Origin of the sequence: Cryobacterium sp. Y57 (assembly GCF_002929505.1) — a bacterium.
Taxonomy (GTDB): domain Bacteria; phylum Actinomycetota; class Actinomycetes; order Actinomycetales; family Microbacteriaceae; genus Cryobacterium.
On the sequence record NZ_PJJL01000072.1, the window covers coordinates 327452 to 353258 of the forward strand.

The following is a 25807-nucleotide window of genomic DNA, read 5'->3' on the forward strand; positions in this document are numbered from 1 at the left end:
ATACCCCATGACCCTGATCCAGCCCCTCCACAACTTCCGCGACGCGGGAACCCTCGAGACCCCGAGCGGGGAACTACGCCCCGGTATGCTGATGCGCTCTGCCGCTCCCTTGGGCCTACTCACCGACATTCAAGATTTTCTCACCATTCGCGGTATCGAGGTCATCATTGACCTGCGCGATGAGGGTGAGCGGTCCCACGCTCCCTGGACAGGGTCTGCGGCGCGCATCCTGTCGATGCCAGTCTTTGCGGGTGAACTGCGCACGCTGCGCTTTGACTCCCTCGAACAGCTCTACGAGATCATGCTCGACCGGTTCGCGCCTGCGCTGGTGGCGGCAGTCGGCGCGGTCGCCGACAACAGCAACGTACCGTTGCTTGTGCACTGCACCGCCGGCAAGGACCGCACCGGCGTGGTCGTCGCCCTCGTGCAGGAGGCCCTCGGTGTCGACCGGCACGCCGTGCTCGCGCACTACGCCGTCTCGCAGGACGTACTCGGCGAGGACTACCTGCGCGACCTGTTCCGCGGCATCGATCCCGCCGACCTGCCCGGCGCCGACGCACACCGCGCCATCTCATCCCCGCCCACGCTGCTGGCGACACTACTCGCAGCCGTAGACCGGGAATACGGCGGAGTGGAACAGTTGCTGCTCACCCACGGCCTCACCGCGCAGCAGCTCACGCGCCTACGCGGGGCGTACATCGCGTGACACCCTCGGGTTTTGATCCCGAGGCTCTCGACCAGCTGACCATCAGTGACCTTCGAGCACGCGGTAGCCGGCGCTGGGCCGACGCGCACGACGGCGAGATCGCGGCCGGTCTCGCCGAAATGGACCTCGGAGTCGCCCCGGTGATTCTCGACCGAGTGCGCGCCCTGAACCGCTACGGCTACGTGACTTCGGCCGAGCTGGTCGCCGTTGCCGGCGCGTGCAGTGAGTGGCTGGCCGCGCACCGGTCTTGGGCGGTCGAGCCCGACCGCATCGCGGTAGTGCCCGACGTCGTCGACGCTGTGCAGCGCCTGGTCGAACTGCAGACCGGGCCCGGCGACGCCGTCGTGGTGAGCACGCCCTCGTACGCACCGCTCGCCGCCGCCGCCCGCCGCGCCGGTCGTCGGGTGGTCGAGGTGCCGCTCACTGCGGTGGGGCGGCTGAACCTGGCCGACATTGGCCAGGCCCTGCGCGGCGGCGGCCGGCTGGTGATGCTCTGTCAGCCGCAGAACCCCACCGGAACCATCAGTGGACCGGTCGAGTTGGCGGGGCTCGCCGAGCTCGTGCGGCAGCACGGGGCCCAGGTGCTCTCAAACGAAGTGCACGCGCCGCTTTCCCGGGTACCGCTGCACGCCTATGCGAGCGTGCCGGGGGCATCCGCTCACTCGACGACGATCGTGTCCGCGTCGAAGACCTTCAACCTGTCTGGTCTCAAGTGCGCCCAGCTGATCTTTGCCAGCCCCGCGGAGTGCGCCCAGTGGCGGCGGGCCTTACCGCGCCTTGAAAGCAGCGTGCCCGTTCTCGGCGCCGTCGCCACGACCGCCGCCTACCGCCTCGGCGACCCTTGGCGCCGCGACTTGCTCGACTATCTCGGCCGCTCCGACGCGCTGCTGCTGGCTGCCGGACTTTGTGCACCGCCGGCCGGCTACTTCGCCTGGCTGCGCCTCGCCGACCGCATCACCACCCCCGATTTGCGCCGCCGCGCCCAGGTGATCGCCGCCGACGGCGCCACCTTCGGCGCCTCCGGATGGGCCCGGCTCACCCTCGCCACCCCCACTCCCGTCGTCGCCGACCTGCTTCAGCGTGTAACCCCCTTCCTGGCCCGGCACAGCAGTGGAGCTTCGCTGGTGCCGTCGACTTCGCCGGGCACCTCGCATCACAAACCGCCATTTAGCGGATGCTGGCGCGCATGAAGCTCTGAACGAACTGCCGCTGAAAGATGGGAAATGCGATCAGCAGCAGCGGGGCGACGACCAGCACTGTCACCGGCGAGAGCAGGGCCCAGCCGATGCGCGACTCGGTGCCGTTCTACACCTGCAGGCCGACGGTGAGCGGCCGGGCATCCACTGAGTTGGTGGTGATGAGCGGCCACAGAAAGTTGTTCCAGTGCGTGCTCACCGAAACCAGGCCAAACGCCACGATGGTGGGTTTGGCCAGCGGAACGTAGATGCGCCAGAGTCGTCCGGGATACCCAACTGACAGAAATCGAGATAAAGATCGTCTCGGAATCGACCGATTCTCCTTGATCAACTTTATCTGGGAATTCTTGTCGGCAGTGATCCAAATCTGAAGAGCAAAGTCATGCCAAATTCGCCGCTCTTCAGCGTTGTTACCGGGAGAGCCCGCCGCGGTCCCTCTGTTGCACGCTGCTCTTGCTCTTGCTCTTGCTACTGCGGTGTGGCTTGGCTGCCTTGCCCGGCTGGGACATGACTGCCTCTCTGGGGCGTTTGGCGTTTTCACCGTCTGCGAGGATTCGCACGTTGATCGTCTTCTGGTCTGCTTTGCCGTCAAGGCTGGCGGCGAACCTTTCGCGTCGCTCTGAGCTGTCGTATTCCAGTTCCCCGAGCCGCGCTCGACGCGCACCTGGTCGGTGGCTTCTGCGGCGTGCTTGCGCTCTTCATCGCGAGTGTTGCGGTCGGTACTGTCGGCTCCGTTGAGGTCGCTGGTATTCCAGTCGCGATTGGCCGCCTCCTGAGCGTCACGTTCGTGACGGTCGGCCTTGGCGAAGAGGAGCTGGCCCGCGGTGAGGTCGTCACCAGCTCACTGCCGCTCGGTAACAGCCTCGGCACGGTCGCGCTCAGCATCCCGCAGCGCCGAAGTAACGGCAGCAGGATCCGCTCCGGGGAGTCGATGTCGATGCCATAGCGCTCCTGTACCTCGTGCTTGATGATGCCGCTGGCGTCACGGGCAACATCGTCGAAGTCCCGCCAAGCCGTGGCAGTCTCATGCCCGCCAGCGATGTCCTCAGGGCTGGCCCGGTCCCACCACTCGGGCTGCGCGACAGGTGCGAGGCTGGCTCGGGCGGCTCCACGCTCAGCCTCAAAGCGTGCTTCCAGCTCGCGCGCCTCTTGAGTTGCACTCGCTTCGCGCTGTCGTGCCAGCTGCTCGCGCAGCCGAGCGAAGCGTTCTCCGAACTGTGACGCGATGGTCCGTGCGATGCGCAGCGAATCGTCGAACGTCTCGCCAACACCGTCAGTTCCTTCGGCCATGATCTTCCTTTCATCTAGTCTCGGCCCAGGCCGTTACGCACGCGCGGAGTGGCTGGGGTCTTGCGTTTAGTAGGTTGCAGCGTGGTAGGCACCGGCGAACCGGTGCCCGGCGCCGCGAGCCCGTCGGTCGCCCGTCGCATGACGACCGGAACGTCAGCTGTCTGTGTCCGTGAGTCCGGATCCGCGGACTTGCCAGGCACCGCTGGCAGTCGATCGGTGACCGCGGCGAATTGGTTGCGCAGCATCATCGTGACTTGCTCGACCCAGCGGGCGTCACCGACCGTGCTGTGCATGTCAAGAATCGCCACTGACACACGGCCCAGCTGCCGGAGCATGATCGCCTCAGCCATCGTTCCTTGACCACCGCTGGCTGCCTGCATGAGGATCATGGCGGCGTTCGACGCTGACCCCAGCTGGGCGGGTTTCGGCCGGGACTGGTAAGACCGAAGATGCGCCGACCGGGCCAACTCCCGAGACGTCTTCGCGAGTGGTCCTGGTGTCGCCTCAACGCGCTGCGACCACGCGGCAAAGGCGCCGGCCGTCTCCCGGGCAACATGCGCCCACGTAGCCCGATCCATCACGGGAACATCGCGGAGCTGCTTACGGAGCTGCCCGATCTCGTCGCTGTACTGCTTCCACATCTCCGGAGAAAGCGTCGACTCTTCCCTGCCCGGTGCGACAGGTCGGTACTCCCACGGGTTCTTCGCCGTGGCCCGCCATTCGTCCACGGCCCCTTGTGCCGTCTGAGGGTTGTCTGGCCAGCCCTCCCAGAGCCTGGGCAAGGTGAGGTCACGGGCCAGCCGGCCACCTCCATACCAAATCGGCTTCTCCCCAACCGTCGGCCGCACCGCTACCGAATAGCCAGCAACAACGTCATCGCGACCGGCCGCGTAGCGAGGCCGGATGAGTACGCCGGCACGGCGCAGCCGGCGAACGAATTCGCCCTCGTCAACGGATGCGGTCGCCGCGGCCCGAACAGAACGCTCCATCTTGTGAGCGTCCACCTCAGCGGCACTCGAACGTGCGGCACACTCCCGCTCAGCCGGCTTCACTCCGCGCTCTCCGAGCCCCAGGCCACGGCTCTCCAACTGCTCGAGCCCATAGTCGCGCTTGAGGTCGCGGCATACCTCTCGGGCGCGCGTGAAATCATTGTGTGTCTTTGCTTTAATACCGTCCTCACGCACCAAAGACACAGCTAGGTGAATGTGATCATGGGACTGCCCCGGGTTCAGTTGACTCAGAGGGGTTAGTGGTGTCGGGCGGCCTTGAGGGCCATGTTTATTGTCTCAAACTCGATCGGGGTGAGTTTGCCAAGGCGGCGTTGCCGACGCTTTCGGTGGTAGGTCCGCTCGATGCAAACGACCATCGCCAGGAAGACGATCTTGACGATGCCGCTGACGTCAATGGCCCAACGTTTTCACGCCGCCATGATGCAGAGCCACGGTGGCGGTATCCATCAATTTCGTCGCCGTACCGAAGCGCACCCAAGAGACGCTTCAGAAGGCCGAACAGCGAGAAAAGGGTGACTGAGTGTGGCAAGAACTCACGCGCTGTATGAATAACCAGCAGAAGGTCCGCAGCTTTCAAGCTGATCAAACCCAATATTGCATGATTATCAGACTTGCCGGGATACCCACAAGGGGCATTAATGCCGACTTGTGACTCTTGTCTCGGATCCCCAGACTGAGTGCAGCAGAATCCAGCTCCGATGAACCGGAGGAGAGCGGATCAGATTCAAGTCAGTTTTCCCGGTGGAAGCGAAAATCGACTTGCGTCAGTCCCACGCTAGAAAGGACCCGACATCTTTTACCCTCCGATCGCAGGTTACGCGGTCGTGTCGCTGGCAATGATCGGTTTAGCGTTCATTCAACACCGAGGCGGCCTCAGCAGAAATATGGCCATTGGCATCAGGACAAAGCACACGTTGGCGTCCGACCAGGCTTGGTCAGCGGCGCAAGAATCTGCGACTCCGTATCTAATCGCCATAGCGACAATCGCTGGCAGCCACGCAGTCGCACTCTTGACAGTCCAACTCGGCGGTTATTCGGAGACTCTCGGGCACATTCTCGCCCTCAGTGGCTTCCTGATTATCGTCGCAATTGCCCTACTCGCCATGAGGGCGGCGAACCGAGCCGCAAAACCTTCCGGATAGGGCACGCTAAGCAACCATTCACCACGCACAATCTCAAGGGTGGAAAAATGAAAAATCACATCAGACTCATCGCTGGCGCGGTCTCAATACTGATCGCGCTTTCTGTTCCAACGACTGCCCATGCTGCGGGCGACGTAAGTTCTGCTGAGTTGAAGCCCTACGCGGTCACGGGGGACGACCGTCGCGCCAGGTTGATTGACTCAAAGGCTGAGGCGAACGACCGGCTCGGCTCGGACGCCTTGAACGCGGAATCCGACATTGCGACCGATGCAGAGCTGGTTGCATTCCTCCTACTGGCCAAAGGCCCTATCGCGGATCGCAATCCCGATGCTGTCGCCGCGGCTGAGGCCCAAATCCCGGCCCTTATTGAGATCACCGAGGCTCAGGCCCTTGACGCGTCGCAGCAGTACGTCGACGCGAGCAGCGTCTTCGTCTCCGAAATTCGCCCTGGCCTACTGAGTTCGAATCCCATTTACGTGCAGGACGCCATCGACCGCTTCGGGCAGGACTTCGTCAGCTACGTCGACTCTGTATCAGAAGGAATTTCAGAGTCCGCCGAAGGGCTCGTCGTCCGGGCGAGCGGCTGCAACGGATCATTCTGCGTGAAGCAGACGGCTCTGGCGCTTACGACCGCGGTGGTGGTCTGGCAGGTAGCGGGACTCCACACGGTCGCGGCAGTCACCATCGTCCTCGCAGCCGCTGTGTTTGTCTACCTGCCCGGTAACGAACGCATGGGACAGGTGGATGAGCAGAAGTTCGTGTCCAGCTTCATGTCTAACATTCGAGCGTAACCATCGATCGATCAATGGTGACATGGCCTGAAAAACGTTGGCGCGCCGCTAAGCCGTTCACAAAAGCGAAAATCACGTTTCGCGTGTCACTCATCGCGTTTGTTGCGGTTATCGCTTGCTCTATTTTTGTACAACTTCCAACGACCGTGATGGGTGGGAGCAATAATGACGTGCGGAAAGCGTGGTCGACGCTGTACCCGCAAGGTTGGCAGTTTTTTACGAAAGCGCCTGACGACGCCGAAGCAACGGTGTACTCCGTTCAGGATGGAAATATTGATTCCATCAGTGAGTTTCCGAACTCGTTGACGAGTAATCTAGGGGGTTTCGCCCGGGGTCAACGTGCTCAGGGTACGGAGCTGGCGAGTGTCACGCAGCAATCGACCAACTGGGTTGAGTGCGGCACGGTCGATGGCGACTGCCTAGTCGAAACGGCAAAATTGGCTGCCCCTGAAAAGGTCAAGAACCCATCTGACCTACCAACGATTTGCGGGACTGTCATCGTTGCGATGACAGTCCCAGTTCCTTGGGAGTTCCGTTCTCAATTCGATGGGTGGCGGGTCGATGACAGAGCGGTACTGCTCGAGGTGGAATGTTAATGCAGTCTTCGCCAAACCAAGCCACACGGCCCTCAGTTTTTTTGCGCACCCTTCGCTGGTGGACGGTCGACCGTTGGTTCATGCTCAGTCGGGCGATCATTGCCCTTGCTCAACTTAGTATTTTTGTATTGACGCCTCTTTCACGCCTCACTGCGCAAGTCGGTGGGGTAACGAGAGAAGAGCACTGCACCGGTTCCTTGCGGGCGTGGAACATCGTGTGCAGCGGCCTCCCCGCAGAGGCCATTCAAGCGGTAATCGTTGTCTGCCTTCTGCTCGTGATTAGCGGCCTGGTTCCCTGGGTCACCGCGCCGCTGCACCTCTATATAGCCATCTCTACTGCCACCGGGCTCACGCACATTGACGGTGGGGAATCAGCCGCTGTGGTCGCACTGGTTTGGATTTCGATCCTGTGCCTGTTTGATCGGCGCTGGAACGGTTGGGCATTTTACGCTCCGACTCGGGTCGTCGTCGGCGACGCACCATTCTGGATAGGTATTCCGCAGGCTGCTGCGATCGCTCTAAAAGTGCAGTGCTCCGTTATTTACCTGCATTCGGCGACCGCCAAGTTCGGGACGGAGGCGTGGATTGACGGCTCAGCGATCTACTACATCACCCGTATGGAGATGTTCGGGGTATCCGGCAATTTAGCTCCCCTTGTGCTAGCTATTACGTCCATTCCCGCCGGATCGTTCTTCATTACGTACGGAGTGATCGCTTCGGAAATTCTGATAGCCGTCCTCATCTGGCTGCCCGGGCGGGGCCGCCTTATCGCGGTAGGGATATCTCTCGCGCTGCACGCCTCTATCATCGTCCTGCTCGGCATCGGCAGCTTCGGGCTGATCATGGTGGGCGTCGTCCTGGCCGCGGCAGTCGCGTACGAGACTGTTGCCAATCCGCGCAACTCCAAGACCGATCATGCCCCCAATACCGCCGCCACCGACAGGCACCAGCTTTCTCAATCATCGGCGTCGGCCGGGGGCGCGACCGCTATTCCACGATGACCGACGGTCAGGCGCACTCGAACGGAAACTCCGTCAACAAGTAGCTGCACCTGCCGGAAAAGCAGGCGCGGCATACGATCAACGAAGCATCCCAATTTCATAGCCCCGTTCATCGTTGTGCTTCTTCCCGGTTTTCCCGAGACTGAGTGTTGCCTTCCACTCGACGAAGTGCTGCTCGTCGGACGGGTGCACATCGATCACGGCGCGAATGAGGGTGCGGAGTTGCGAGTCGGAACGCAGCGTGCGCAAGGGGCCGTTGTTCAGCGCCGCGAGCCATCGTCGCAGGAAAGACCGACAGCGGGAGGGTGTCTGTCCAATTCGCAAAACTCGGCACCGTGTCCACCGACCTGATCAACGAAGTCATCCTCGAACGCCCTATCCCTTCCGAGTAACGCACATGTGCACCCAGCGCAGCCGCGTTGCAACTCTGAGCGACAGAAGACCACGAGCTCAGTGCAAATGTTCCTCGCGAACGATTCGTTGGAGAACTCTCCTGCACAGGACTTGATCACTCGTCCGTCGCAACGGATCACCATCTCCGGATTCCGTTAGGGGGAAGCTCTGCCGGGTGCTCTGCTTCGCACTATTAAGGCATCGTGAGGCTGAGCCATCGTTCTTCGATGGCATAGCCGAGATGTTCGTTCATACGGATGCTGCCGGTGTTGGCCTGAGCGCCACCCGTGCCGAAGATCCTGACGCCGTCGTCGGCCAGGGCCATAATCGACGCCGCCTTAACGGCAACGGCAAGCCCCCTGCGTCGGTACGAAGGGTGGACAGACGTGAATTCGGTTTCTCCGCGTGCGGTGGTCCGGCTGATGACGCTGATTGCCACGAGTTGCCCGTCATCGATGGCGCCAAAGAGGCGGTAGCCGGATCTCCAGAATTCGAGCACGTCGGACTCGTCGCGGTGCGGCGTTCCTGTCGCTGGCGTGTAGGGGTACTCGTCGTGGTTCAGGGCTTCGAGTGTAGTGACCTGAGGCGCCCAGCTGGCGTCGAGTTCTTGGATTAGGAGGGCTTGTTCCGTTGCCGCGACGACGGTTGCGTTCAGTGCTGACAGGTCGGGTGGATCGCTGAGGCGCAGGCGGGCACCCCACGATTCGCCGACAATGACGTATCCGGCCTGCATTAGATGCTGCACTCGCGGATCGTTGAATTGGATTATCTGTATCTCCTCGGTCACCAGCACAGTTTGTCAGAGTGATGGTTGATCTTGCGACTGTGGACGAAATAGCGCGCCACCTTGCCGAAGTGCCCTCAAGTCGGACGGTGAGCGGGACGCCCGAACACGCACGGAGCGCCGACGATAATCCGCAGAGTTTCGAGGATGCCCCATTTTCGTATGCCCTGCTCCGGAAAATGTCTGGTGAAAAGGGAGAAACGGTATGCTCTAGCATGACCGGAATGCTCATCGGCTACGCCCGCGTACCCACCAACGACCAAGACCTCCCCGCCCAAAAGAAGAGCGCCTGGGGAGAAACGGTCGAACGGGCGGGTTATCGATGTGATGCGATTGAACGCTGCAAGTAGCGGTGGCCGTATTGCAGGGCCTCTCGGTGTGTATTACACCGACTCTCGCCGGGCCATCATGATTCACAACCACAGCACCCGTCCTCTTGAGAAGGACGCGACACCGCTTCTCAAGGAGCCAATGCCGATATTCTCTCGCGTGGCCCCGAACGTCGAGACGGGGTACTGGTGTGCACGCGTCGTCTCTCCCGAGGCCCTACCGTTTGCACTTCCGGGAAAGGGCGCGCACTGCGACCATCCCCTACTACGCGACGTCACGTTGTCTATGCCCGACGGACTGCGGTCGGGGGAGTATTCCCTTGGATAAGACACAGCGCAACCTTTGGAGCGGTGGCTTTCGCCAGCTCTTTGCCGCTCAGTCCATCTCGGCGATCGGCGACAGGCTGAGCTTTGTCGTTCTTCCCTTCCTCATTCTCGGCCACGGGGGAGACGCCGTCGCCGTCGTGCTCGTGTTGGGTGCTCGAGCGGTCGGTTTCTCCGCCAGCGTGCTGGCGGGCGGCGTCGTTGCCGACCGAATCGGGCCGAGGATAACTCTTGTGCTGAGTGACTTGTTGCGCGCCGTCGTACAAGGACTGGTCGTTGCGCTTTTCATCAGCTCCGATTCGTTCGTTACTGCGCTGGCAGCGCTGATGGTTGTTTACGGGGTAGTGGAGGGCGTAGCCATTCCCTCGTCCCGGGCGCTGCTGCCGCGAGTGGTACCGGACGCGGTGCTCGAACGAGCGAATGGGTACATGTCCGCCGCGTACACAAGTGGGCACTTAGTTGGACCTCTGCTAGCCGGAATCTTCGTGGCGCTAGACCTCAGCGTGCTCGCAATCGGTATTGACGCCGCGTCCTTCGTAGTCTCGGCCATCCTCATCTGGACGACGAGGCCGAGGTCCTTGCCTGAGGAGAGCAGCGGGACCGTTCTTAGTCAGTTCGTCGAAGGCTTCAAGACGCTCCTTGCGCGACGGTGGCTGCTGTGGATGATTGCTGCGGGTGTTGTGCTGCACCTCACTACTCTGCCGGCAGTATACGCGCTGGGGCCGGTGTGGGCCGAAACCAATCTGGGTGGTGGCGCGGGCTGGGGCATCTTGATGTCTGCCTTCGGCGTCGGCGGCGTGCTCGGAGGTTTGGTGGCGACACGGTTGCGGCCGCAGCGACCAGCGATTTGGTATTTCGTGGGTCTCATCGTTGTGGCGGCGCAACCGATCAACCTGGTATCGGGCGCCCCGTTCTGGCTGGTGGCTGGGCTGCAGAGCGTTGCGGGGTTTGCTTTGGCGGTCCTGGGCGTCATGGAAGATCTGAGCGCACAGCGCGGCATCCCCGGAGCTCTCCTCGCTCGTGTTGGGTCGTTTGCCGTGTTCGCATCTACCGTCGCAACCCCGGTGGGTTACGCGTTGGTCGGAGGGGTTTCGGCTTGGGCAGGTGTCGCTCCCACGATGTATGTCATGGGAGCTATCTGTGTCATCATCGTGGCATTCGGAGTCTTGCTCCCCAGCGTGCGGAAATTCGCTCCAAAGCCATCTGGGGCCGCACTACAGCACAAGCCGACCGTCGTCGACGTCGAGAAGTCGCCGACGTGACCTGGTGCTGTCAGGGCAGGAACCTCGAAGTTGACCAAAGCGTCATCCTGCAACATTCGACGCCCTGGAGTCGCCTCGCTCGCCGCTCGACTGATGAGTGGATAAAGAGTAACCGCGTTCTATCGAAAGGTATCCCTGCAGCACTGGTGCTTCGTGAGCATGCCGTATTCGCTTAGCGTAAGTTTTATAACATCTGAAGGGGCCGCGAGACTATCAATCAGCCATGTTTGTGATGTCGACGGTGATTTAGATATGCTGCTGGTTTGGAAGGGAATTAGCAAACTTGGTATGCCGACACGTTACTCTGAAGTTATTCAATATCTGGCGAGATCTTCAAGCACAATGCCCGCGGAAGTCTCTGCAAGGTTCGAGCTGGAGATAGATGACGTGATGCAATTCTGGTCGTTCGGATTTCAGCAAGGCCTGTTGCTCACGCCGGTAATGTGATGCAATCCACTGCAAAGAGTACTTTTCAGCCCTTCCGACTCGATGGGTTTCGCAGACTCGTTTCGGCTGCGTTTGTATCGGGCTTGGGCGGGTCACTCATACCTATTGCGTTCACGCTGGAAAGCCACAGGATCGAGCCGTCTGGTTGGGGTCTAACGGTCGTTCTGCTTTCGTTGTGGGGAGGTCGTTTCGTAGGCATGTTAGTAGTGCAGCGATCGGGACCAGCACGTAACCCGGTTCGAATGATGATCGGCTCCGATGTTGTGCGGTTTATCGCGCAGGCTGGTCTGCTTGCCTGGCTGGTATTGGGCGGGGTTGCAAGTGACGGTCCGGGGCCGGCCATCGCGGCGATGGCTGTTTCGTCGGCTGTGTACGGGATCGCGACGTCCTTCTTCCAGCCGGCGAGATTCACGGCGATTCCCCGCATTGTCCCTGCGAAATACCACGGGCAGGCGAATGCGTGGTTGTCCATTCTGGGCGATGCTTTCGCCATTGCCGGACCGCTAGCCGGATCAGTTGTGGTTTTACTGCTCGGATTCAATGCGGTGCTTCTTATTGATGCGGTCGGTTTTTTGATCGGGATCATATTACTTGCAGGTGTGCGCATTCCCGCGTCTGTCGAAGTCGTAGTGCCCTCGACCGACGAAAAGATAGTGAAGACAGAACGGGTTCGCACGTATCTTCCTCGGTGGGTGAACGTGGGGCTGGTTACCTGGCTTTTCGTTGCGCTCACGATCGGGCTCCTCGGCACCGCGGGGCCGACTTTAGTGATTGAAAGGAACTCTCCACAGATCTGGGCGGTGACTGCGGCGTGTATGGCTGTAGGGTCGCTACTTGGATCGGCATCGTCGCTGCTAGGTGTTCTGAGGAAGGTACCGTGGAAGTATCTTCATCTGTTGTGCTGCGTGGGTATTGCATTGCAGTTGTTATGTTTCCTCTTTGTCCCCATACCCTTAGCGATTTGGGCTGCTGGTTTCATCGGTTCCGCGCTGACTACTGTCTCGGGAATTCGGTGGGATACTTTGGGGCAGTCGATCGGCGACGAGGTTCGTGTACATACTTTCGCCGCTCGTGACCAGATAGTGAACACCGTGGGTATCCCCGCAGGCATGCTAGTTTTCGGTGTCGCCAGCGCGACCGGTACGACCACAGTGGCCGTGATTACGATCGCAATCACGGTCGCGCTGATGGGCGCCTTGGTGCTCTTCTCTGGCGGGATTAGAAAGGAAAGTGAACAGGCGAGCCTGGTAGCGGAGGGCGTGCGGTGATCACCGTCGTTTTCGACTCGCTTTGGTCATCTGCTTCCACTGTTTTTGTTGCTCTGCCATAGCAGCAGGATCATGACGTCGATCGTGATGGGATAACTCCCGCTGCACAGCACGCCAACTCTCGAGCCGCCGAGCGGAGATCTCGCCCGAAATAACCGCGGCAGCGATGGCGCAACCGGCATCGCCATCGTGTGAGCAGTCGCGGAACCGACACCGCTTCGAGGCTTGAGCGATCTCCGTGAACGTCTCGGCCATCCCCGCATCGGTAGCGTGCAAGGACAGGGAGCGGATGCCCGGAACGTCGAGCATGACTCCTCCGTTTTGCATTGGGTACAGCCGCCTGGTCGTCGTGGTGTGACGGCCTTGGCCGTCACCTCCTACGTCTGCCGTGGCAGCGTGGGTGCCCTCCATCGCATTGAGAAGGGACGTCTTTCCCGCACCGGACGCTCCTAACATGGTGGTCGTTCCCACCGAGATCCGGTCGCGGAGCGCATCCAGCCCGAGCCCGTCACGGGTACTGGTCAAAAACGTTTCGATGCCAACTGCAACAGGTGCGACAAACTCGAGCATTTCTTCCGGATCCTCGTGAGCGTCAGCTTTGGTGAGAACAAGCAGCGGTATCGCACCAGAATCCCAGGCCATGACTTGCAGACGCTCGATTGCACGCAGGCTAGGCAAATGATCAATCGCAACCACAATCAGAACGGTGTCCACATTCGCGGCCAATACTTGCGTGCGGGTACCGTCAGGGTCGGGGCGAGTGATAGCGGTACGCCGGTCACTCACAGCAACGATCTGGCCGCTCCTGACAGCCACCCAATCCCCGGCAACTGGCGTGAAGTTTAAACCCGTCGCAAGGTGGGTATCTTCGTTCACCAGCCCGCCGGAAAATGCTACCTCAGCTCGGTTGCCATAAGCAATGATCACCCGAGCAAGTACTGCTCCGGGGTGACTCCCGACAAATGTCGCATCATCGCTTGCGGTCCACCCGAGCTGTCCAAAGGAATCAGACAAGCTACCCCGTACCATTTCGTGCTCCCCACCCGTAAATGTTGAACTCCCCAGCGGCCGATATGGCTGGCATTGCATAAACTCGCGGCGCCACCGATTAGATACCGACTACGTGTAAAGTGACTCCGACTCTAGCGCGTCGGGCTCTACTAAGGCACCTCGCTCGTGATCGCGCCAGTCCCGCTCTGTCCAGTACAAACGCGACATTCTGACCGAGTACGACACCTGAATCGGCAGGGCCGTGGTGCGCTGTTCTACCGAGAAAAGCTGTAGATCTCCTTGGTCGGCAAGTGGCGTGAACAGGGCGACACGGCAATGCATGGCAACATGCCGCCGGAAAGATCTGAACGTAACTACTACTACGCTGAAATAAACGGCCCAAGAAATATCGAAGCTCCCAACAAAATGGCGGCATGAAACTTGGGACGATTCATACTGACTCAGCGTGGTGTCGGCGATCCTGATACGCGCTTTCGCACCAGAAAGACAACTTCTTGATCAAGTATTTGATACGTCGCTTCGCCGGCTGGATGCTCATGATCGTGGTCGCGACGAATCTGACGTACTTTTTAGCCTGGGGCTTTCTGGACCCGCGCAACAACTACGTTGGACGTCGCCCACCGCTGTCAGAGGATCAGATAGTCCAGCTTCTTCAACCACGAAACCTCAGCGATACCGTTTCGCTTTTGGAGCGTTGGTGGAGCTGGTTCTCTGGCATCATCTTCCGCTGGGATTGGGGAGTAAGCCCGGTCGGCCAGTCGGTGAATGATCAGGTGGCGTATCGCATGTGGGTGAGCGCAGAGCTTGTACTTGGCGCCACGATACTCGCCACCGTCTTGGGCATCGCCCTGGGCGTGTACACCGCATCCAGACAGTACAAGCTTGCCGACCGCATCGGTCAGGCCACCTCAATCATCACGATGAACATCAATATTGTCGTGGCGGCTCTCGGAATCGTGTTGCTGGCGATCGGCTTCAACAACATGGTGGGAACGACAGTGTTCTTCGTCACCGGCTCGGCGAGTTCGGATGTTACGGGGTTCTTCCCCATCATCATTGATGCCTTGCAACATCTCATTTTACCGACCGTTGCACTCGTGATCATTGGTTACGCTGGCACCCATTTCCTGCAGCGGTCACTGCTGCTCGACAACATCAACGCTGACTACGTGCGTACCGCCCGCGCCAAGGGCCTGACGAAGGCGCAGGCCATTCGCAAGCACGCGCTGCGCACCTCGCTCATTCCGGTCGCAACACAGGTGGCCTTTACAATCCCCACCGTTTTTATGGGGGCAATCCTCACCGAGTCGATTTTTGGATGGAACGGCATGGGCCGCTACTTTCTCGAAACCATTGCAAAGAATGACATCCATGGAACCGTCGCGATTGCCGCGTTTGGCGCGGTTCTCACCGCGATCGGCGCGCTGCTCGCCGACATCGCCGTCGTTGTTCTCGATCCGAGAGTGCGGGTGAGCTGAAATGCCGAGAAATTCAATCCAACCGGCCGTCGGACCAGAAACGACTGCCATTCGGCTTCCCAGAAAACGGATGTCGAAGTGGGAGCTCTACTCCAGGCGTTTTCGGCGCAATCGTCCGGCGGTCGCGGGCCTGGTGATCTTCGCCGTCCTCGTGCTGTTCGCGGTCGTTGCTCCCCTGCTTGCGCGCTACGACCACATCGAGCTCGATTTTCTCAACCTCGGTGAGCCGCCGAGCGGCGAACACTGGCTTGGCACTACGAGCGCGGGCAACGACACCTTCGCTCAGGTGGCAATTGGCCTGCAACGCTCACTCATGATCGCCGTCGCAGTCTCGGTGGGAACCACCGTGATCTCTGCAGTGGTTGGCACTGCGGCCGCATATTTCAGTGGCATGTTCGAGCGGTTGACACTGCTGCTCATTCACTTTTTGATGGTCGTGCCCACATTTCTGCTTCTGGCGATGTTCTCCAACGACTCTGGTGGAGACTGGCGCACTATTTCGCTCATCATGATTCTCATCGGGTGGTTCTTCCCCGCTCGCGTGATCTGGACGATGGCGCTCTCACTGCGTGAACGTGAATATGTGCACGCCGCCCGCTACATGGGCGTGCCGGGTATGAAAATCGTGCTGCGCCATATGCTGCCCAACATCGGTTCGCTTCTGGTGATCAACTTCACTCTTGGTGTGGTTGCCGCGGTAATGATCGAGACCGGTCTGTCGTTCCTCGGCTTCGGGGTCAAAATCCCTGATGTCTCGCTCGGTTCACTGATTGGCTCCGGTGCGAACACCATCACCAGCGCGCCGTGGTTGTTCTATTTTCCTGCCGCCGCGCTCACGCTACTGACAGTCTCAATGGCCCTGGTCGCTGACGGCCTGCGGGACGCGTTCGATCCAACTTCTGCCGCTGGAGGGCGAGCATGACCAACCCATTACTTTCTGTTCGTGACCTCAAGGTCAGCTTTCCCTCGGAGACGGGCACCGTGGACGCTGTGCGCGGCATCTCGTTCGACCTCAAGGCGGGTCGCACACTCGGCATCGTCGGCGAGTCGGGCTCGGGCAAGTCGGTCACGTCGTTGGCGATCATGGGGCTGCTAGACGAGAACGTCAGGATCTCTGGATCAATCACCTTCGACGGTCAAGAGCTACTCGGCAAGTCTGACAAGCAGCTCTCCGCGATTCGGGGTAACGGTTTGGCGATGATCTTTCAAGACCCGTTGTCCTCGCTCACCCCGGTCTTCAGCATTGGTGACCAGCTTATTGAGGCGCTCACCGTTCATCGCAAGCTCTCGAAGCGTGCAGCGTGGGCTCGTGCCGTCGAACTGCTCGAGACCGTGGGACTTCCCAATCCCGAACGGCGAATGAAGTCCTTCCCCCACGAGTTCTCTGGCGGGATGCGCCAGAGAGTGGTGATCGCCATTGCGATGGCGAACAAGCCGAAACTTATCATCGCTGATGAGCCGACAACCGCCCTCGATGTGACGATCCAGGCCCAGATTCTCGACCTGATCGCCAAAGCCCAGAGCGAGACCGGTGCCGCCGTCATCATGATCACGCACGACATGGGAGTCGTCGCTAAGACCGCGGACGATGTGCTGGTGATGTATGCGGGCAAGGCGGTCGAGAAGGCTCCCGTGCACGAGCTCTTCCACCGCACGCGCATGCCGTACTCCATTGGCCTCCTTGGCGCGATCCCCCGGGTCGACAAGGCCGAGAAACAACCCCTCGTACCGGTCAAGGGAAACCCGCCGCTGCTGATAAACCTTCCCGATGCGTGCCCCTTCGCGTCGCGCTGTCCAATCGCTATCGATGCCTGTCACGCGCGCGAACCTGATCTCGTGGACGTGGGCAACGAAAAGATGGGCGAACACCACGCTGCCTGCATCCGCTCCCACGAAATTACCGATGGCGGCCTCATCGATGGGCGCCGAGTGTTTCCCCTGCCAGACGTGGCCGAGCGCGCGCTAGCGGGCGTCCCCCGTGAAGATCGGCCGGTGACGCTCGAAGTACGCAATATGACCAAAACCTTCCCACTGATGAAGGGGGCCTTCCTCAAACGCAAGCTTGGTGAGGTCCATGCAATCCGCGGAATATCGTTTGACATCCGTGAGGGGGAGACGATGGCGATCGTCGGCGAATCGGGTTGCGGCAAGACCACTACGCTGCTGCAAATCATGGATCTGGTCGAACAGGTTGACGGCGACATCCTCATCGGCGGAACGAGCGTCGCCGATGTGCGCGGCGGCCACGCCGAGCGCACTCTGCGGCGTGACATCCAGATCGTGTTCCAAGACCCGATGGGCGCCCTTGACCCGCGCATGACAGTGGCCGACATCATCGCCGAGCCCCTACGTGCAATCGGGACCAAGAAAGCTGAGAGCGAAACGCGTGTCGATGAGCTGATGGACCTGGTCGGCCTCGACCCATCGCACAGCAACCGCTTTCCGTCCGCGTTCTCGGGAGGCCAACGCCAACGCATCGGTATCGCCCGAGCATTGGCCACCAACCCCAAGGTTGTAGTGCTTGATGAACCCGTCTCGGCTCTGGATGTATCCATCCAGGCCGGCGTGATCAACCTGCTCGATGAACTCAAGGCCAAGCTGGGTCTGTCCTACCTCTTCGTCGCGCACGACCTCTCCGTCGTTCGACACATCGCCGATCGAGTGGCCGTCATGTATCTCGGCGCTTTCGTCGAGCAGGGCAGCGTCGACGAGATATTCGAAGACCCACAGCATCCCTATACGCAGGCTTTGCTCTCGGCGATTCCCATCCCGGATCCGGACATCGAGCGCACACGCGAACGCATCGTGCTCACTGGTGACCTAGCAAGCGCCACCGATCACATTGGTGGATGCTCCTTCGCCAGCAGGTGCCAACTCTTCAAGGTTCTGCCACCAGAGGATCAGGCCCGTTGTCTCGGCGAAGTGCCGCCGTTGACCGGGCCAGAGAACCATCGCAATGCATGCCACTTCAGATAGAACGTCTCAGCTCAGTGACCATCGCTCCCGTTCGGGTGCCAAGGCTGCTAGCCGGAGTGAATCTCCCCCCATCCAAACCCACAAAGTAAGGAACGGTATGAATCAGCATAGAAAACTGCTTGGAATTGTCGCACTGGGCGGTGTTCTCACCCTCGGTATCAGCGGTTGCACCGCGGGAGGTGACCCCGGCGCCGATGGCGGAGGCACCATTGCTGTCTCGTCAGCCGACTACAATCCCCAACCACGCGAGAGCCTTCAGCAGGGTGGCGAGGTAGTCTTCCCGATCAACGAGATCACCCCGCAGATGAACCCTCTCAACGGCGACGCGAGCGCGGACACCTCACGCCTCGCTTCGTGGTACACGCCACAGATTCTGCTCATGGAAGAGGACGGCACGCCCTACAAGAACGATGCCTACCTCGACAACTGGGAATTCGGCACTGCGGACGGCAAGACCTTCGTCAACTTCACCATCAACGACGACGCAGTCTGGAACGATGGCACACCCATCGACTGGAAAGCGTTCGAAGCAACCTGGATCGCCAACCGTTCATCCGAAGAGGGCTATAGCCCCAATGCCACCGACGGTTACAAGGAGATCGAGTCGGTCACCAAGGGTGAGACCGAAAAGCAGGCCGTCGTCACCTTCAAGGGCGAATTTGCGTGGCCCCAGATGCTCTTCACCACTGTGCTCAACCCCCACGTGAACACGCCCGAAATCTTTAACGAGGGCTTCATTGACGAACCGCATGCCGAGTGGGGCGCCGGGCCATACAAGCTCAGCAACTTCGACATCAACGGTGGAACCGTGGTGTTTGAGCCAAACGAGAATTGGTGGGGCGAGAAGCCGCTGCTCGACAAGGTGACCTTCCGTCAGCTGGACCGCGCAGCATCGATCAACGCTTTCAAAAACGGCGAGATCGACATGACGAGCACCAACACCAAGGACCGCCTCGAGCAGGTCAAAGATATGGAGGGTGTCGTAACCTACCGGGCTCAGCAGACAGCCAATACGCTTCTGCAGGTCGACGCCGACAAGCCACAGTTCCAAGACATCAATGTTCGCAAGGCATTCTTCATGGCCATTGACGTGGAGCTGCAGAAGAAGGTCGTGTGGAACGGTCTGAACTACGAAGAAGATCCCGCTGGTTCGTTCACGCTCTACTCTTTCCAGCCCGGCTACGTCAACGCGCTCGAAGAGGCCGGCTACACGTTTGACCTCGAAGGCGCAAAGGGTCTGCTTGACGAGGCCGGCTGGGTCGAGGGCGAGGATGGAATTCGCGAGAAGGATGGCGTCGCCCTTGCGGTGACCTACCCCATCTTCAGCGACGACCCCGTGCAGGAGGCTAGCGCCAAGGCGTTGCAGCAGCAGCTGAAGGCCGCCGGTTTTGCTGTCACCATCGACACGCGTTCGCCTCAGGACTTCTCGACCGATTACACCACGAAGAACTGGGACATTTTTTCGCTACGTTTTAGTGCCTCTGACCCCTTCGGCGCGGCTTGGTTCTGCCAGTTGTACTGTTCCGACAGTGGGCTCAACCTCTCGGGAACGGGAACTCCCGAGATCGACACGAAGATCCACGACCAGCTCGAGACGATCTCCGACCCCGAGGCGCAGACTGCCCAGGCCATGAAGCTCGAAGCTGAGATCATCGCCGAGACCTGGGGCATCTTCCCGATGTATAACGGACCAGAAATTTGGACCGTCAAGGAAGGCCTCGCAAACCTTACGCCGGAGCCCTACGTTGGCTTGGACCTCTTTGGTGTGCAGCCCGTCGAGAACATGGGTTGGGAGAAGTAGGGTCTGACCTTCTAAACCCTGTCGGGCGGGTCGGGTGCTTCGGCATTCGACCCGCCCGTTTTTTGTTGTGGGCTGGGCCTAGCTGAGCCGAGCCAATGGCCACAATTATCGAACTGCTCGGCTTGTGATGAGGCCGTCACCGCGTTGGCGATTGACTGAACTAATCTGCATCACTTGTTTTAGAGCGCATACCCGACCTCCAGGTGCGTGCCCTCTGCAAAGAACTCGGCGTCACCAGGCAGACGATGTATCGTCATGTCTCCTCATTGAGGGAGTTACGACTTGACGGTGCGAAGTGGCTCTCCCAGTTGTAATTCATCCGAGGCGTGCGCGCCGCGTTCAGTAATTTTCGGAGTGCCGCCAAAGTCGGCTTCGTCGCGGCGCGCTGCAGGATCAACTTCCGTGTTGAGCCGCCGAGGGCCACACGTCATCCTCGGCGAAAGCTGCCGCCCAGTAGTAAGGATTCACGGCAAGCAGAGGACGACTCGACCAACCCGACGAGCTGCTGGGGTCACTGACACCGACCTCCACAGTCGGACCCCAGATGGCGAGCCTTTCCTGGCATGCTCCACAAGGTGACAACACCGTGAAACCATCCCTGCCAGGTTCGCGGCTCACACAGATCGACGCGACGATTCGCCGGCCCTGGGAATAGGCCTCGCAGATGGGACCCGTTTCGGCACAAAGGTTCATGGCCGCGTTGAAGTTGTCTAACGAAACCCCCGTGAGGACAGACCCGTCATCCAAATAAACCGCCGCCGCCACCGCTTCGGAAGCATCTGGCCAGCGGAGCGTCATCTGATCCACGGCACGGTCAAACAAATTCTGGTCAGCTTTCATCATCCAAGAAGTCTCCCAGAGATCCCCGCCCCGCCAGCGGCTCCGCTCAGCCTCGACCAGTGGATCGAGGCTGAGACATTATCCTCCGTCCTCGAGTGCGCATTTATGTGTGCGCGTCGATGTAACGGTCGATTTTCTCTATGCTGGCCGTGGCAGCATTTGAATCAAAAAAACTTCACATTCAACTGGGCTCAGATGATTGGAAAAGTCGCGTAATTCCGCGGATGTTGGGCCGGTTCCGCTGCCGGGTTGAGGCGGTACCAAGGTTCAAATCCTTCCGTCTCCACACTCTTGAGGGCGAACCTTTTCGGCCGGGTACGTCGCTCTGGCGGCATTGCTCGCTGGCTGTAGCGCTTATACCGCTCGACATGATCGCAGTACTGTTTTCCCAGCGACTGCACAGCCGTGTCACACGTATCTGTCATAATTGACTCATGACCACATCTGATCATCAGGGGGATGGCTCTATCGAGCCACGACCGGATTCCACACAGCCGCCGTCCGCACCTACTTACCCGGCAACAGCGGTGCTGCCGCCTTCCCCGCCGGTGAAGCCAGCGAAAGGTCTTGCTCTGGCGGCGTTGCTCGTCGGCATCGGTGCGTTCCTCTTCGGTCTCATCCCTGTTTTCGGAGCGTTGGTTGGCGTTGCTGCTGTCATCCTTGGAGTCCTCGCGTTACGGAAACGGCAGCCAAAAGGTTTTGCTGTCACCGGGATTGTTCTCGGTGGTATTGCCGTTCTCGCTTCGATCAGCATGACAATTGGGAGCGTCGCGTTGGTGAACAGTGCTTCGGACGTTGCACCGGCTGCGGTAGCTCCGGCAACGACGAAACCTGTTGAATCTGCGGAATCTGTTGAGACGCCAGCGACTGTTGAACCAGCGGAACCGGTGGAAGAGACGGTAGCTCCGGAACCTGCTGCGGCGGCCGTCCCCGCTGATTACAAGTCGGCGCTCTCCCAAGCGAAGCGTTATTCCGACAGTATGCATATGAGCAAAGCCGGCCTTTACGGACAGCTCATCTCAGAGTACGGCGGGCAGTTCACGGTTGAGGCTGCGCAGTACGCGATTGACAATGTTGAAGCGGACTGGAATGCGAACGCTCTCGCCAGCGGAAAGTCTTACCAAGAACTGATGGCTATGTCACCGGCGGCAATCCACGACCAGCTGACGTCAGAGTACGGCGGGCAGTTCACGGTTTTGGAAGCAGACTATGCGGTCTTGCACTTGAACGACTGAGCAAGTTCTTCGAAAAAGAACCTCACTGATTTGGTGAGGTTCTTTGTCCAAGGGTGTCTTTGACCTGTTAACTCCAGTCGTCGCGTCTCTTCGCAGTCTTCGCTCCACCAGCTGTTGCTAGCACTCCCAATACGAAGCCACGATATTCGACATCCGCTTTGTACGTTCCACTGCCGATTCATCCACCGTTTGTCCTCTCGAACATAAAGTTCATATTAGGGTTTGATTCCCACCGTCTCGGCAGCCACTCGAACCCCTGAGCCCCATGTGCAAACTGGGACTCAGGGGTTGTCCTGTGCCCCAAAGTAAGCGTCTGCTATCTGCCGTCGGCCGGCCGAGTGCAATCGGCTCAGGACGCCGCTGGAGCGATGAGTTTGGCTACGGTGAGCAAGATGACCNCGGTTCAATCTGCTTTAATCGCTCGCGCGCCGGTCGGCAACGACAGGACGCAACTGTGAACGCGAGCGTGCTCTTGTTGCTCACCAACCACGTGTTTATCCGCCTGTGTCCACAGGGTTTGCACGATTTCTAGCGGGGGTCGTGTCGCCACATTGCGGAAGTCAGGACACCACGCGATCGTGCTGAGGGTTGAGCGCGGCTGAAGCGCACCGCCAGAACTTCGGGCTTCGTTCGATGTAGCTCACGATGAAAGTGTCGGGCTGGCTCTGCTGAAGTTCCGCCAGCATCCGTTGGGGGTGCCCCTATGTGTTTCGTCAAGTCGCGAGTGGGGTTCTAATTTCGTAGAGGGTGCCGTCGCGGCGCCTGGCGTAGAGCACGTCGCAGCGCCGACGGTTTCGGGCTGGTTGACGACCAAGAGTACGGTGCCGTGGTCTTTGAGCTTCTGGATCACGGCCCGCAATTTGGCCTCGTCGTTCGGGAGCGCCTTGTCGTAAAGTCGCTTTCCGGAGAGGGCGAGTGCGACCGCGTGATGTTCGCTTTTTCCAACGTCAACACCTATGAACACGTCAACGCTGTCGTAATTCTCATTCATTGAGTTTCCCTGTCAGTCATGCGGATCGGTTGGCTGTCCACGGCATCAAGTCTCGGCGTCCACGTTACGTTCGGCCAAGAAAGCTTCTTCTAGTCGAGTCCCTATTAGCGATCACCCAATACCAGCCAGGCCCGGTGACAACACCCCTGGATCATCAACGACTGGGGGCAATAACCCTACCGGGCCTAACAGCCCAACACCCTTCAGAAGCAAGCTTCAAGAGCTACCTACGAGGTAACGGGGTCGTGCGGTTCGATCACATTTCGGGCGAATCCCGGCACAACGGCGTCGATCGCCCCGAAGACGTCCGCGTGCCGGATAGCGTGCGGGATAGTGCGGGCGTCGAGCACGATGTTTAGTCCTCGGGGTCGTCCCGTCAACGGTCCTATCTGCCGTCGGCCGGCCGAGTGCAATCGGCTCAGGACGCCGCTGGAGCGATGAGTTTGGCTACGGTGAGCAAGATGACCGCGTCCTCGACAGCCTCCAGCGAGTTGCGGCCCGGCGGCATCGTGATCAGGTCCCCGCGCCATCCAGACCACGATGCACCATCCGAGGTGAGAACGACCCTCCCCTCGAGGACCTGCACGGTCGCTTCGGCCAGGTTGTCGTGTTCTCCGAGGTGTTGACCGGCACGCAGAGCGATCAGCGTTTGGCGGAGGACGTGCGCGTGGCCGCCGTATACGGTCTCCGCGCTGCGACCACTGGATGCGTCCCGTGCGTGATTGAGATGGTGGCGCACGAGTGCGGTGAGCGACTTCTTTTGCATGTCGTTCTCAACTTTCATTTCCCTCATGCTCCGCTACCGCTGCGCGCATGTCAACGGTACTGTGATCGTCGTGTGTGGCTGGCTGGTGCGGCCGGTTAGGGCGCATAGCGCCGTTAGTCCTGGGGAAACCAAACGGTGCGGGTCTATTTGGTTTCCACGGGATTGACGGCTCCGCGCGCGCTCCGGGTGCGCAGCCACGGGATGAGGCCACCGACGAGGAGCATTTCGATCTGCCGGGTCGAGAGTTCGTGGCGCACGGAGTAGACCTCGTCACGGGTTGTATTGCGCACGAGGATCTCCGTTCCGGTGGAGAGGGCCTCCCGGATCCCGTCGAGCACGAGCACGTCATCCTGCGCGATGCGATCGTGATCTGCCGGATCCGCGAACTGGAGCGCTAGCGCGCCGAAGTTGGCCAGGTTCTGCCAGTGGATGCGTGCGAACGAGACGGCCAGCACCACCCGCAGTCCGAGAAAGCGCGGGGTGATCGCGGCGTGCTCTCGAGAGGAGCCCTGCCCATAATTGGCCCCTGCAACGATCATGTGGCCGGTCGTATCCCGGGTGAGGGCGGCGCGAGTCGGGTAGGTCGGGTCGACTTGGTCGAAGGTGAACTCGGCGAGCTTGGGAACGTTGCTGCGGAAAGGAAGCACGCGCGCACCCGCCGGTAGGATCTCATCCGTTGATATGTCATCGCCCACGATCAGGGCGACGGGTGCCTCGATGCGCTCGGAGAGCGGTTCGAAGACCGGCAGCGAAGAGATGTTTTCGCCCTTGATCAGATGCACCCCGATGGATTCCTCCGGCGGTAAGGGCTTCTCGAGCATCGCCAGGTTCACGCTCGACACCGCCGGAAGGGTGATCTGGGGATATTCCAAGCCGAAGAGCCCGGGCAGGTCGCGCGGATCGGTGATCTGTCCGGTCAGCGCGGCGGCGGCTGCCGTCTCCGGCGAACACAGATAGACCGAGTCTTCCTGGGTGCCCGAGCGACCGGGAAAGTTGCGCGGCATCGTTCGCAGGCTGATGCTGCCATTCGCCGGGGCCTGGCCCATGCCGATGCAACCCATGCAGCCGGACTGATGCAGCCGGGCGCCCGCCCCGATCAAATCCAGGGTGGCCCCCATAATGGTGAGGTCCTGCAGAATCTGCCGGGAGCTGGGATTGACGTCGAGGGACAGGCCGGGAAATGCCTGCCGCCCCTTAGTGATCGCGGCAACGATCGCGAAATCACGCAAGCCCGGATTCGCGGAGGACCCGATCACGACTTGTTCCACTGGGCGCCCCGCCACTTCGCGTACCGGCACGACGTTGCCGGGCGAGCTGGGAAGCGCAATCAATGGCACGATCGAAGCCAGGTCGATCTCCTCGGTCACGTCGTAGGTCGCATCCTCGTCCGCGAGCAGTTCGGTGAAATCCTGCTCGCGCTGTTCGGCGCGCAGAAAGGTGCGCACTTGATCATCGGCCGGGAAGATGGTGGTGGTCGCGCCCAGTTCGGCGCCCATATTGGCGATCACGTGCCGATCCATCGCGGTCAGGGTTGCGAGGCCGGGGCCGTAGTACTCGACGATCCGATTGACGCCGCCCTTGACGCCGTGCCGGCGCAGCATTTCGAGGATGACGTCTTTGGCGCTGGTCCACGGCGGCAATTGTCCGGTGAGCTTGACACCCCAGATTTCGGGCATCCTGATGTACAAGGGCTCGCCGGCTATGGCCAGGGCTACCTCGGTGCCGCCGACGCCGACGGCCAGCATCCCCAGTGAGCCGGCGGCCGGGGTGTGGCTGTCGGAGCCGACCATGGTCTTGCCGGGGATACCAAAGCGCTGCATGTGCGTGGGGTGTGACACCCCGTTGCCGGCCTTCGAAAACCACAGGCCGAACCGCTGGCAGGCGGAGCGGAGAAAGTCGTGGTCTTCCGCGTTCTTACTATCGGCCTGCAACAGGTTGTGGTCGACGTACTGCACAGAAACCTCCGTGCGAGCGCGATCCAGTCCCAACGCCTCCAACTCCAGCATGACCAGGGTGCCGGTCGCGTCCTGGGTCAGGGTCTGGTCGATGTGCAGGCCGATTTCGGTTCCCGGCACCAGCTCCCCGGAGACCAGGTGTGATGCGATGAGTTTCTGTGCGACGTTGTATGCCACGGTAAGCTCCCTTACTCGATAGCGGCGCCCGCCGACAT

Annotated in this window: 26 protein-coding genes and 2 pseudogenes; 18 read left to right on the forward strand and 10 right to left on the reverse strand. The window is 60.4% G+C overall.

Going from position 1 to position 25807, the window contains the following annotated elements; all coding sequences use genetic code 11:
• The first annotated feature begins 7 nt into the window (after positions 1 to 7).
• Together CXY72_RS17190 and CXY72_RS17195 are read left to right on the forward strand one after the other, a co-directional pair.
• Positions 8 to 706, forward strand: coding sequence for a tyrosine-protein phosphatase (locus CXY72_RS17190; protein ID WP_104128867.1), 699 nt, complete (start codon positions 8 to 10; stop codon positions 704 to 706).
• Positions 703 to 1896: an aminotransferase class I/II-fold pyridoxal phosphate-dependent enzyme gene (locus tag CXY72_RS17195; protein ID WP_104128868.1), complete on the forward strand. Its 1194-nt coding sequence runs from the start codon at positions 703 to 705 to the stop codon at positions 1894 to 1896. Before CXY72_RS17190 ends, CXY72_RS17195 begins: the two co-directional genes overlap by 4 nt.
• Positions 1897 to 2011: 115 nt before the next feature.
• Here the strand turns inward: CXY72_RS17195 and CXY72_RS19870 are convergent, their stop codons facing one another.
• Positions 2012 to 2233, reverse strand: a complete 222-nt coding sequence (locus tag CXY72_RS19870; RefSeq protein ID WP_199184078.1) for a hypothetical protein — start codon at positions 2231 to 2233, stop codon at positions 2012 to 2014.
• Positions 2234 to 2587: 354 nt separating this feature from the next.
• On the opposite strand from CXY72_RS19870, the gene CXY72_RS19680 reads away from it, so the two are divergent.
• A complete protein-coding gene (locus tag CXY72_RS19680) occupies positions 2588 to 2848 on the forward strand; it encodes a hypothetical protein (protein WP_104128869.1) in 261 nt (86 codons plus the stop codon).
• 14 nt (positions 2849 to 2862) lie between these two features.
• Positions 2863 to 3123 (forward strand): hypothetical protein, encoded by a 261-nt coding sequence (locus tag CXY72_RS19685; protein ID WP_104128870.1) that lies wholly within the window; start codon positions 2863 to 2865, stop codon positions 3121 to 3123.
• Between the two features lie 83 nt (positions 3124 to 3206).
• Here CXY72_RS19685 and CXY72_RS17215 read toward each other — a convergent pair whose 3' ends face one another.
• Positions 3207 to 4181: a hypothetical protein gene (locus tag CXY72_RS17215; protein ID WP_146071219.1), complete on the reverse strand. Its 975-nt coding sequence runs from the start codon at positions 4179 to 4181 to the stop codon at positions 3207 to 3209.
• Between the two features lie 905 nt (positions 4182 to 5086).
• Between CXY72_RS17215 and CXY72_RS20730 the strand changes: the two genes are divergently transcribed.
• The 4 genes from CXY72_RS20730 to CXY72_RS17235 all read left to right on the forward strand — a co-directional run bounded on the left by CXY72_RS20730 (position 5087) and on the right by CXY72_RS17235 (position 7732).
• A complete protein-coding gene (locus CXY72_RS20730; RefSeq protein ID WP_158252619.1) occupies positions 5087 to 5344 on the forward strand; it encodes an SdpI family protein in 258 nt (85 codons plus the stop codon).
• Between the two features lie 47 nt (positions 5345 to 5391).
• Positions 5392 to 6135 carry a hypothetical protein gene (locus CXY72_RS17225; protein ID WP_104128873.1) on the forward strand — a complete coding sequence of 248 codons (744 nt, stop codon included), beginning with the start codon at positions 5392 to 5394 and terminating at the stop codon, positions 6133 to 6135.
• A 14-nt stretch (positions 6136 to 6149) separates the two neighbouring features.
• Positions 6150 to 6731 (forward strand): SdpA family antimicrobial peptide system protein, encoded by a 582-nt coding sequence (locus CXY72_RS17230; RefSeq protein ID WP_104128874.1) that lies wholly within the window; start codon positions 6150 to 6152, stop codon positions 6729 to 6731.
• A 128-nt stretch (positions 6732 to 6859) separates the two neighbouring features.
• Positions 6860 to 7732 carry a hypothetical protein gene (locus tag CXY72_RS17235; protein ID WP_146071221.1) on the forward strand — a complete coding sequence of 291 codons (873 nt, stop codon included), beginning with the start codon at positions 6860 to 6862 and terminating at the stop codon, positions 7730 to 7732.
• Positions 7733 to 7810: 78 nt separating this feature from the next.
• On the opposite strand, the gene CXY72_RS19690 is transcribed toward CXY72_RS17235, so the two are convergent.
• Together CXY72_RS19690 and CXY72_RS17240 are read right to left on the reverse strand one after the other, a co-directional pair.
• Positions 7811 to 7981 (reverse strand): hypothetical protein, encoded by a 171-nt coding sequence (locus CXY72_RS19690; protein WP_158252620.1) that lies wholly within the window; start codon positions 7979 to 7981, stop codon positions 7811 to 7813.
• 337 nt (positions 7982 to 8318) lie between these two features.
• Positions 8319 to 8912 carry a GNAT family N-acetyltransferase gene (locus CXY72_RS17240; RefSeq protein ID WP_158252621.1) on the reverse strand — a complete coding sequence of 198 codons (594 nt, stop codon included), beginning with the start codon at positions 8910 to 8912 and terminating at the stop codon, positions 8319 to 8321.
• Between the two features lie 212 nt (positions 8913 to 9124).
• On the opposite strand from CXY72_RS17240, the gene CXY72_RS20390 reads away from it, so the two are divergent.
• The 4 genes from CXY72_RS20390 to CXY72_RS17250 all read left to right on the forward strand — a co-directional run bounded on the left by CXY72_RS20390 (position 9125) and on the right by CXY72_RS17250 (position 12539).
• Positions 9125 to 9259, forward strand: coding sequence for a hypothetical protein (locus tag CXY72_RS20390; RefSeq protein WP_255409313.1), 135 nt, complete (start codon positions 9125 to 9127; stop codon positions 9257 to 9259).
• Positions 9260 to 9558: 299 nt separating this feature from the next.
• The gene (locus tag CXY72_RS17245; protein ID WP_158252622.1) at positions 9559 to 10824 is read left to right on the forward strand and encodes an MFS transporter; all 1266 of its coding nucleotides are present in this window, start codon (positions 9559 to 9561) and stop codon (positions 10822 to 10824) included.
• 153 nt (positions 10825 to 10977) lie between these two features.
• Positions 10978 to 11271: a hypothetical protein gene (locus CXY72_RS19695; RefSeq protein WP_158252623.1), complete on the forward strand. Its 294-nt coding sequence runs from the start codon at positions 10978 to 10980 to the stop codon at positions 11269 to 11271.
• The gene (locus CXY72_RS17250) at positions 11271 to 12539 is read left to right on the forward strand and encodes an MFS transporter (RefSeq protein ID WP_104128878.1); all 1269 of its coding nucleotides are present in this window, start codon (positions 11271 to 11273) and stop codon (positions 12537 to 12539) included. The genes CXY72_RS19695 and CXY72_RS17250 overlap by 1 nt, the downstream gene beginning before the upstream one ends.
• On the opposite strand, the gene rsgA is transcribed toward CXY72_RS17250, so the two are convergent.
• Complete coding sequence (rsgA, locus tag CXY72_RS17255) at positions 12540 to 13628, reverse strand: ribosome small subunit-dependent GTPase A (RefSeq protein ID WP_370446277.1); 1089 nt, start codon at positions 13626 to 13628, stop codon at positions 12540 to 12542.
• Between the two features lie 416 nt (positions 13629 to 14044).
• Here rsgA and CXY72_RS17265 point away from each other — a divergent pair, with 416 nt between their 5' ends.
• The 5 genes and pseudogenes from CXY72_RS17265 to CXY72_RS17285 form a co-directional block, all read left to right on the forward strand.
• Positions 14045 to 15028 (forward strand): ABC transporter permease, encoded by a 984-nt coding sequence (locus tag CXY72_RS17265; RefSeq protein WP_104128881.1) that lies wholly within the window; start codon positions 14045 to 14047, stop codon positions 15026 to 15028.
• Positions 15029 to 15098: 70 nt separating this feature from the next.
• The gene (locus tag CXY72_RS17270; RefSeq protein WP_104128882.1) at positions 15099 to 15950 is read left to right on the forward strand and encodes an ABC transporter permease; all 852 of its coding nucleotides are present in this window, start codon (positions 15099 to 15101) and stop codon (positions 15948 to 15950) included.
• On the forward strand, positions 15947 to 18004 hold the full coding sequence (locus CXY72_RS17275; RefSeq protein WP_104128883.1) for an ABC transporter ATP-binding protein: 2058 nt from the start codon (positions 15947 to 15949) through the stop codon (positions 18002 to 18004). Before CXY72_RS17270 ends, CXY72_RS17275 begins: the two co-directional genes overlap by 4 nt.
• 97 nt (positions 18005 to 18101) lie before the next feature.
• Positions 18102 to 19805 carry an ABC transporter family substrate-binding protein gene (locus tag CXY72_RS17280; RefSeq protein WP_104128884.1) on the forward strand — a complete coding sequence of 568 codons (1704 nt, stop codon included), beginning with the start codon at positions 18102 to 18104 and terminating at the stop codon, positions 19803 to 19805.
• 203 nt (positions 19806 to 20008) lie between these two features.
• Positions 20009 to 20119 (forward strand): annotated as a pseudogene (locus tag CXY72_RS17285) (HTH domain-containing protein); the annotation flags it as partial.
• Between the two features lie 79 nt (positions 20120 to 20198).
• On the opposite strand, the gene CXY72_RS17290 reads toward CXY72_RS17285, so the two are convergent.
• A complete protein-coding gene (locus tag CXY72_RS17290; protein ID WP_199184079.1) occupies positions 20199 to 20648 on the reverse strand; it encodes a cytidine deaminase in 450 nt (149 codons plus the stop codon).
• 431 nt (positions 20649 to 21079) lie between these two features.
• On the opposite strand from CXY72_RS17290, the gene CXY72_RS20260 reads away from it, so the two are divergent.
• Positions 21080 to 21880 carry an Ltp family lipoprotein gene (locus CXY72_RS20260; protein ID WP_233197919.1) on the forward strand — a complete coding sequence of 267 codons (801 nt, stop codon included), beginning with the start codon at positions 21080 to 21082 and terminating at the stop codon, positions 21878 to 21880.
• Positions 21881 to 22661: 781 nt separating this feature from the next.
• Here the strand turns inward: CXY72_RS20260 and CXY72_RS17300 are convergent.
• From CXY72_RS17300 to CXY72_RS17310, 4 genes and pseudogenes are all read right to left on the reverse strand, one after another.
• Positions 22662 to 22871, reverse strand: a pseudogene (locus CXY72_RS17300) (transposase); the annotation flags it as partial.
• A 227-nt stretch (positions 22872 to 23098) separates the two neighbouring features.
• A complete protein-coding gene (locus tag CXY72_RS19360) occupies positions 23099 to 23251 on the reverse strand; it encodes a DUF2249 domain-containing protein (RefSeq protein WP_146071223.1) in 153 nt (50 codons plus the stop codon).
• 38 nt (positions 23252 to 23289) lie between these two features.
• The gene (locus CXY72_RS17305; RefSeq protein WP_233193103.1) at positions 23290 to 23655 is read right to left on the reverse strand and encodes a cupin domain-containing protein; all 366 of its coding nucleotides are present in this window, start codon (positions 23653 to 23655) and stop codon (positions 23290 to 23292) included.
• A 125-nt stretch (positions 23656 to 23780) separates the two neighbouring features.
• Positions 23781 to 25769: an aconitate hydratase gene (locus CXY72_RS17310; protein WP_104128886.1), complete on the reverse strand. Its 1989-nt coding sequence runs from the start codon at positions 25767 to 25769 to the stop codon at positions 23781 to 23783.
• Positions 25770 to 25807: the final 38 nt, after the last annotated feature.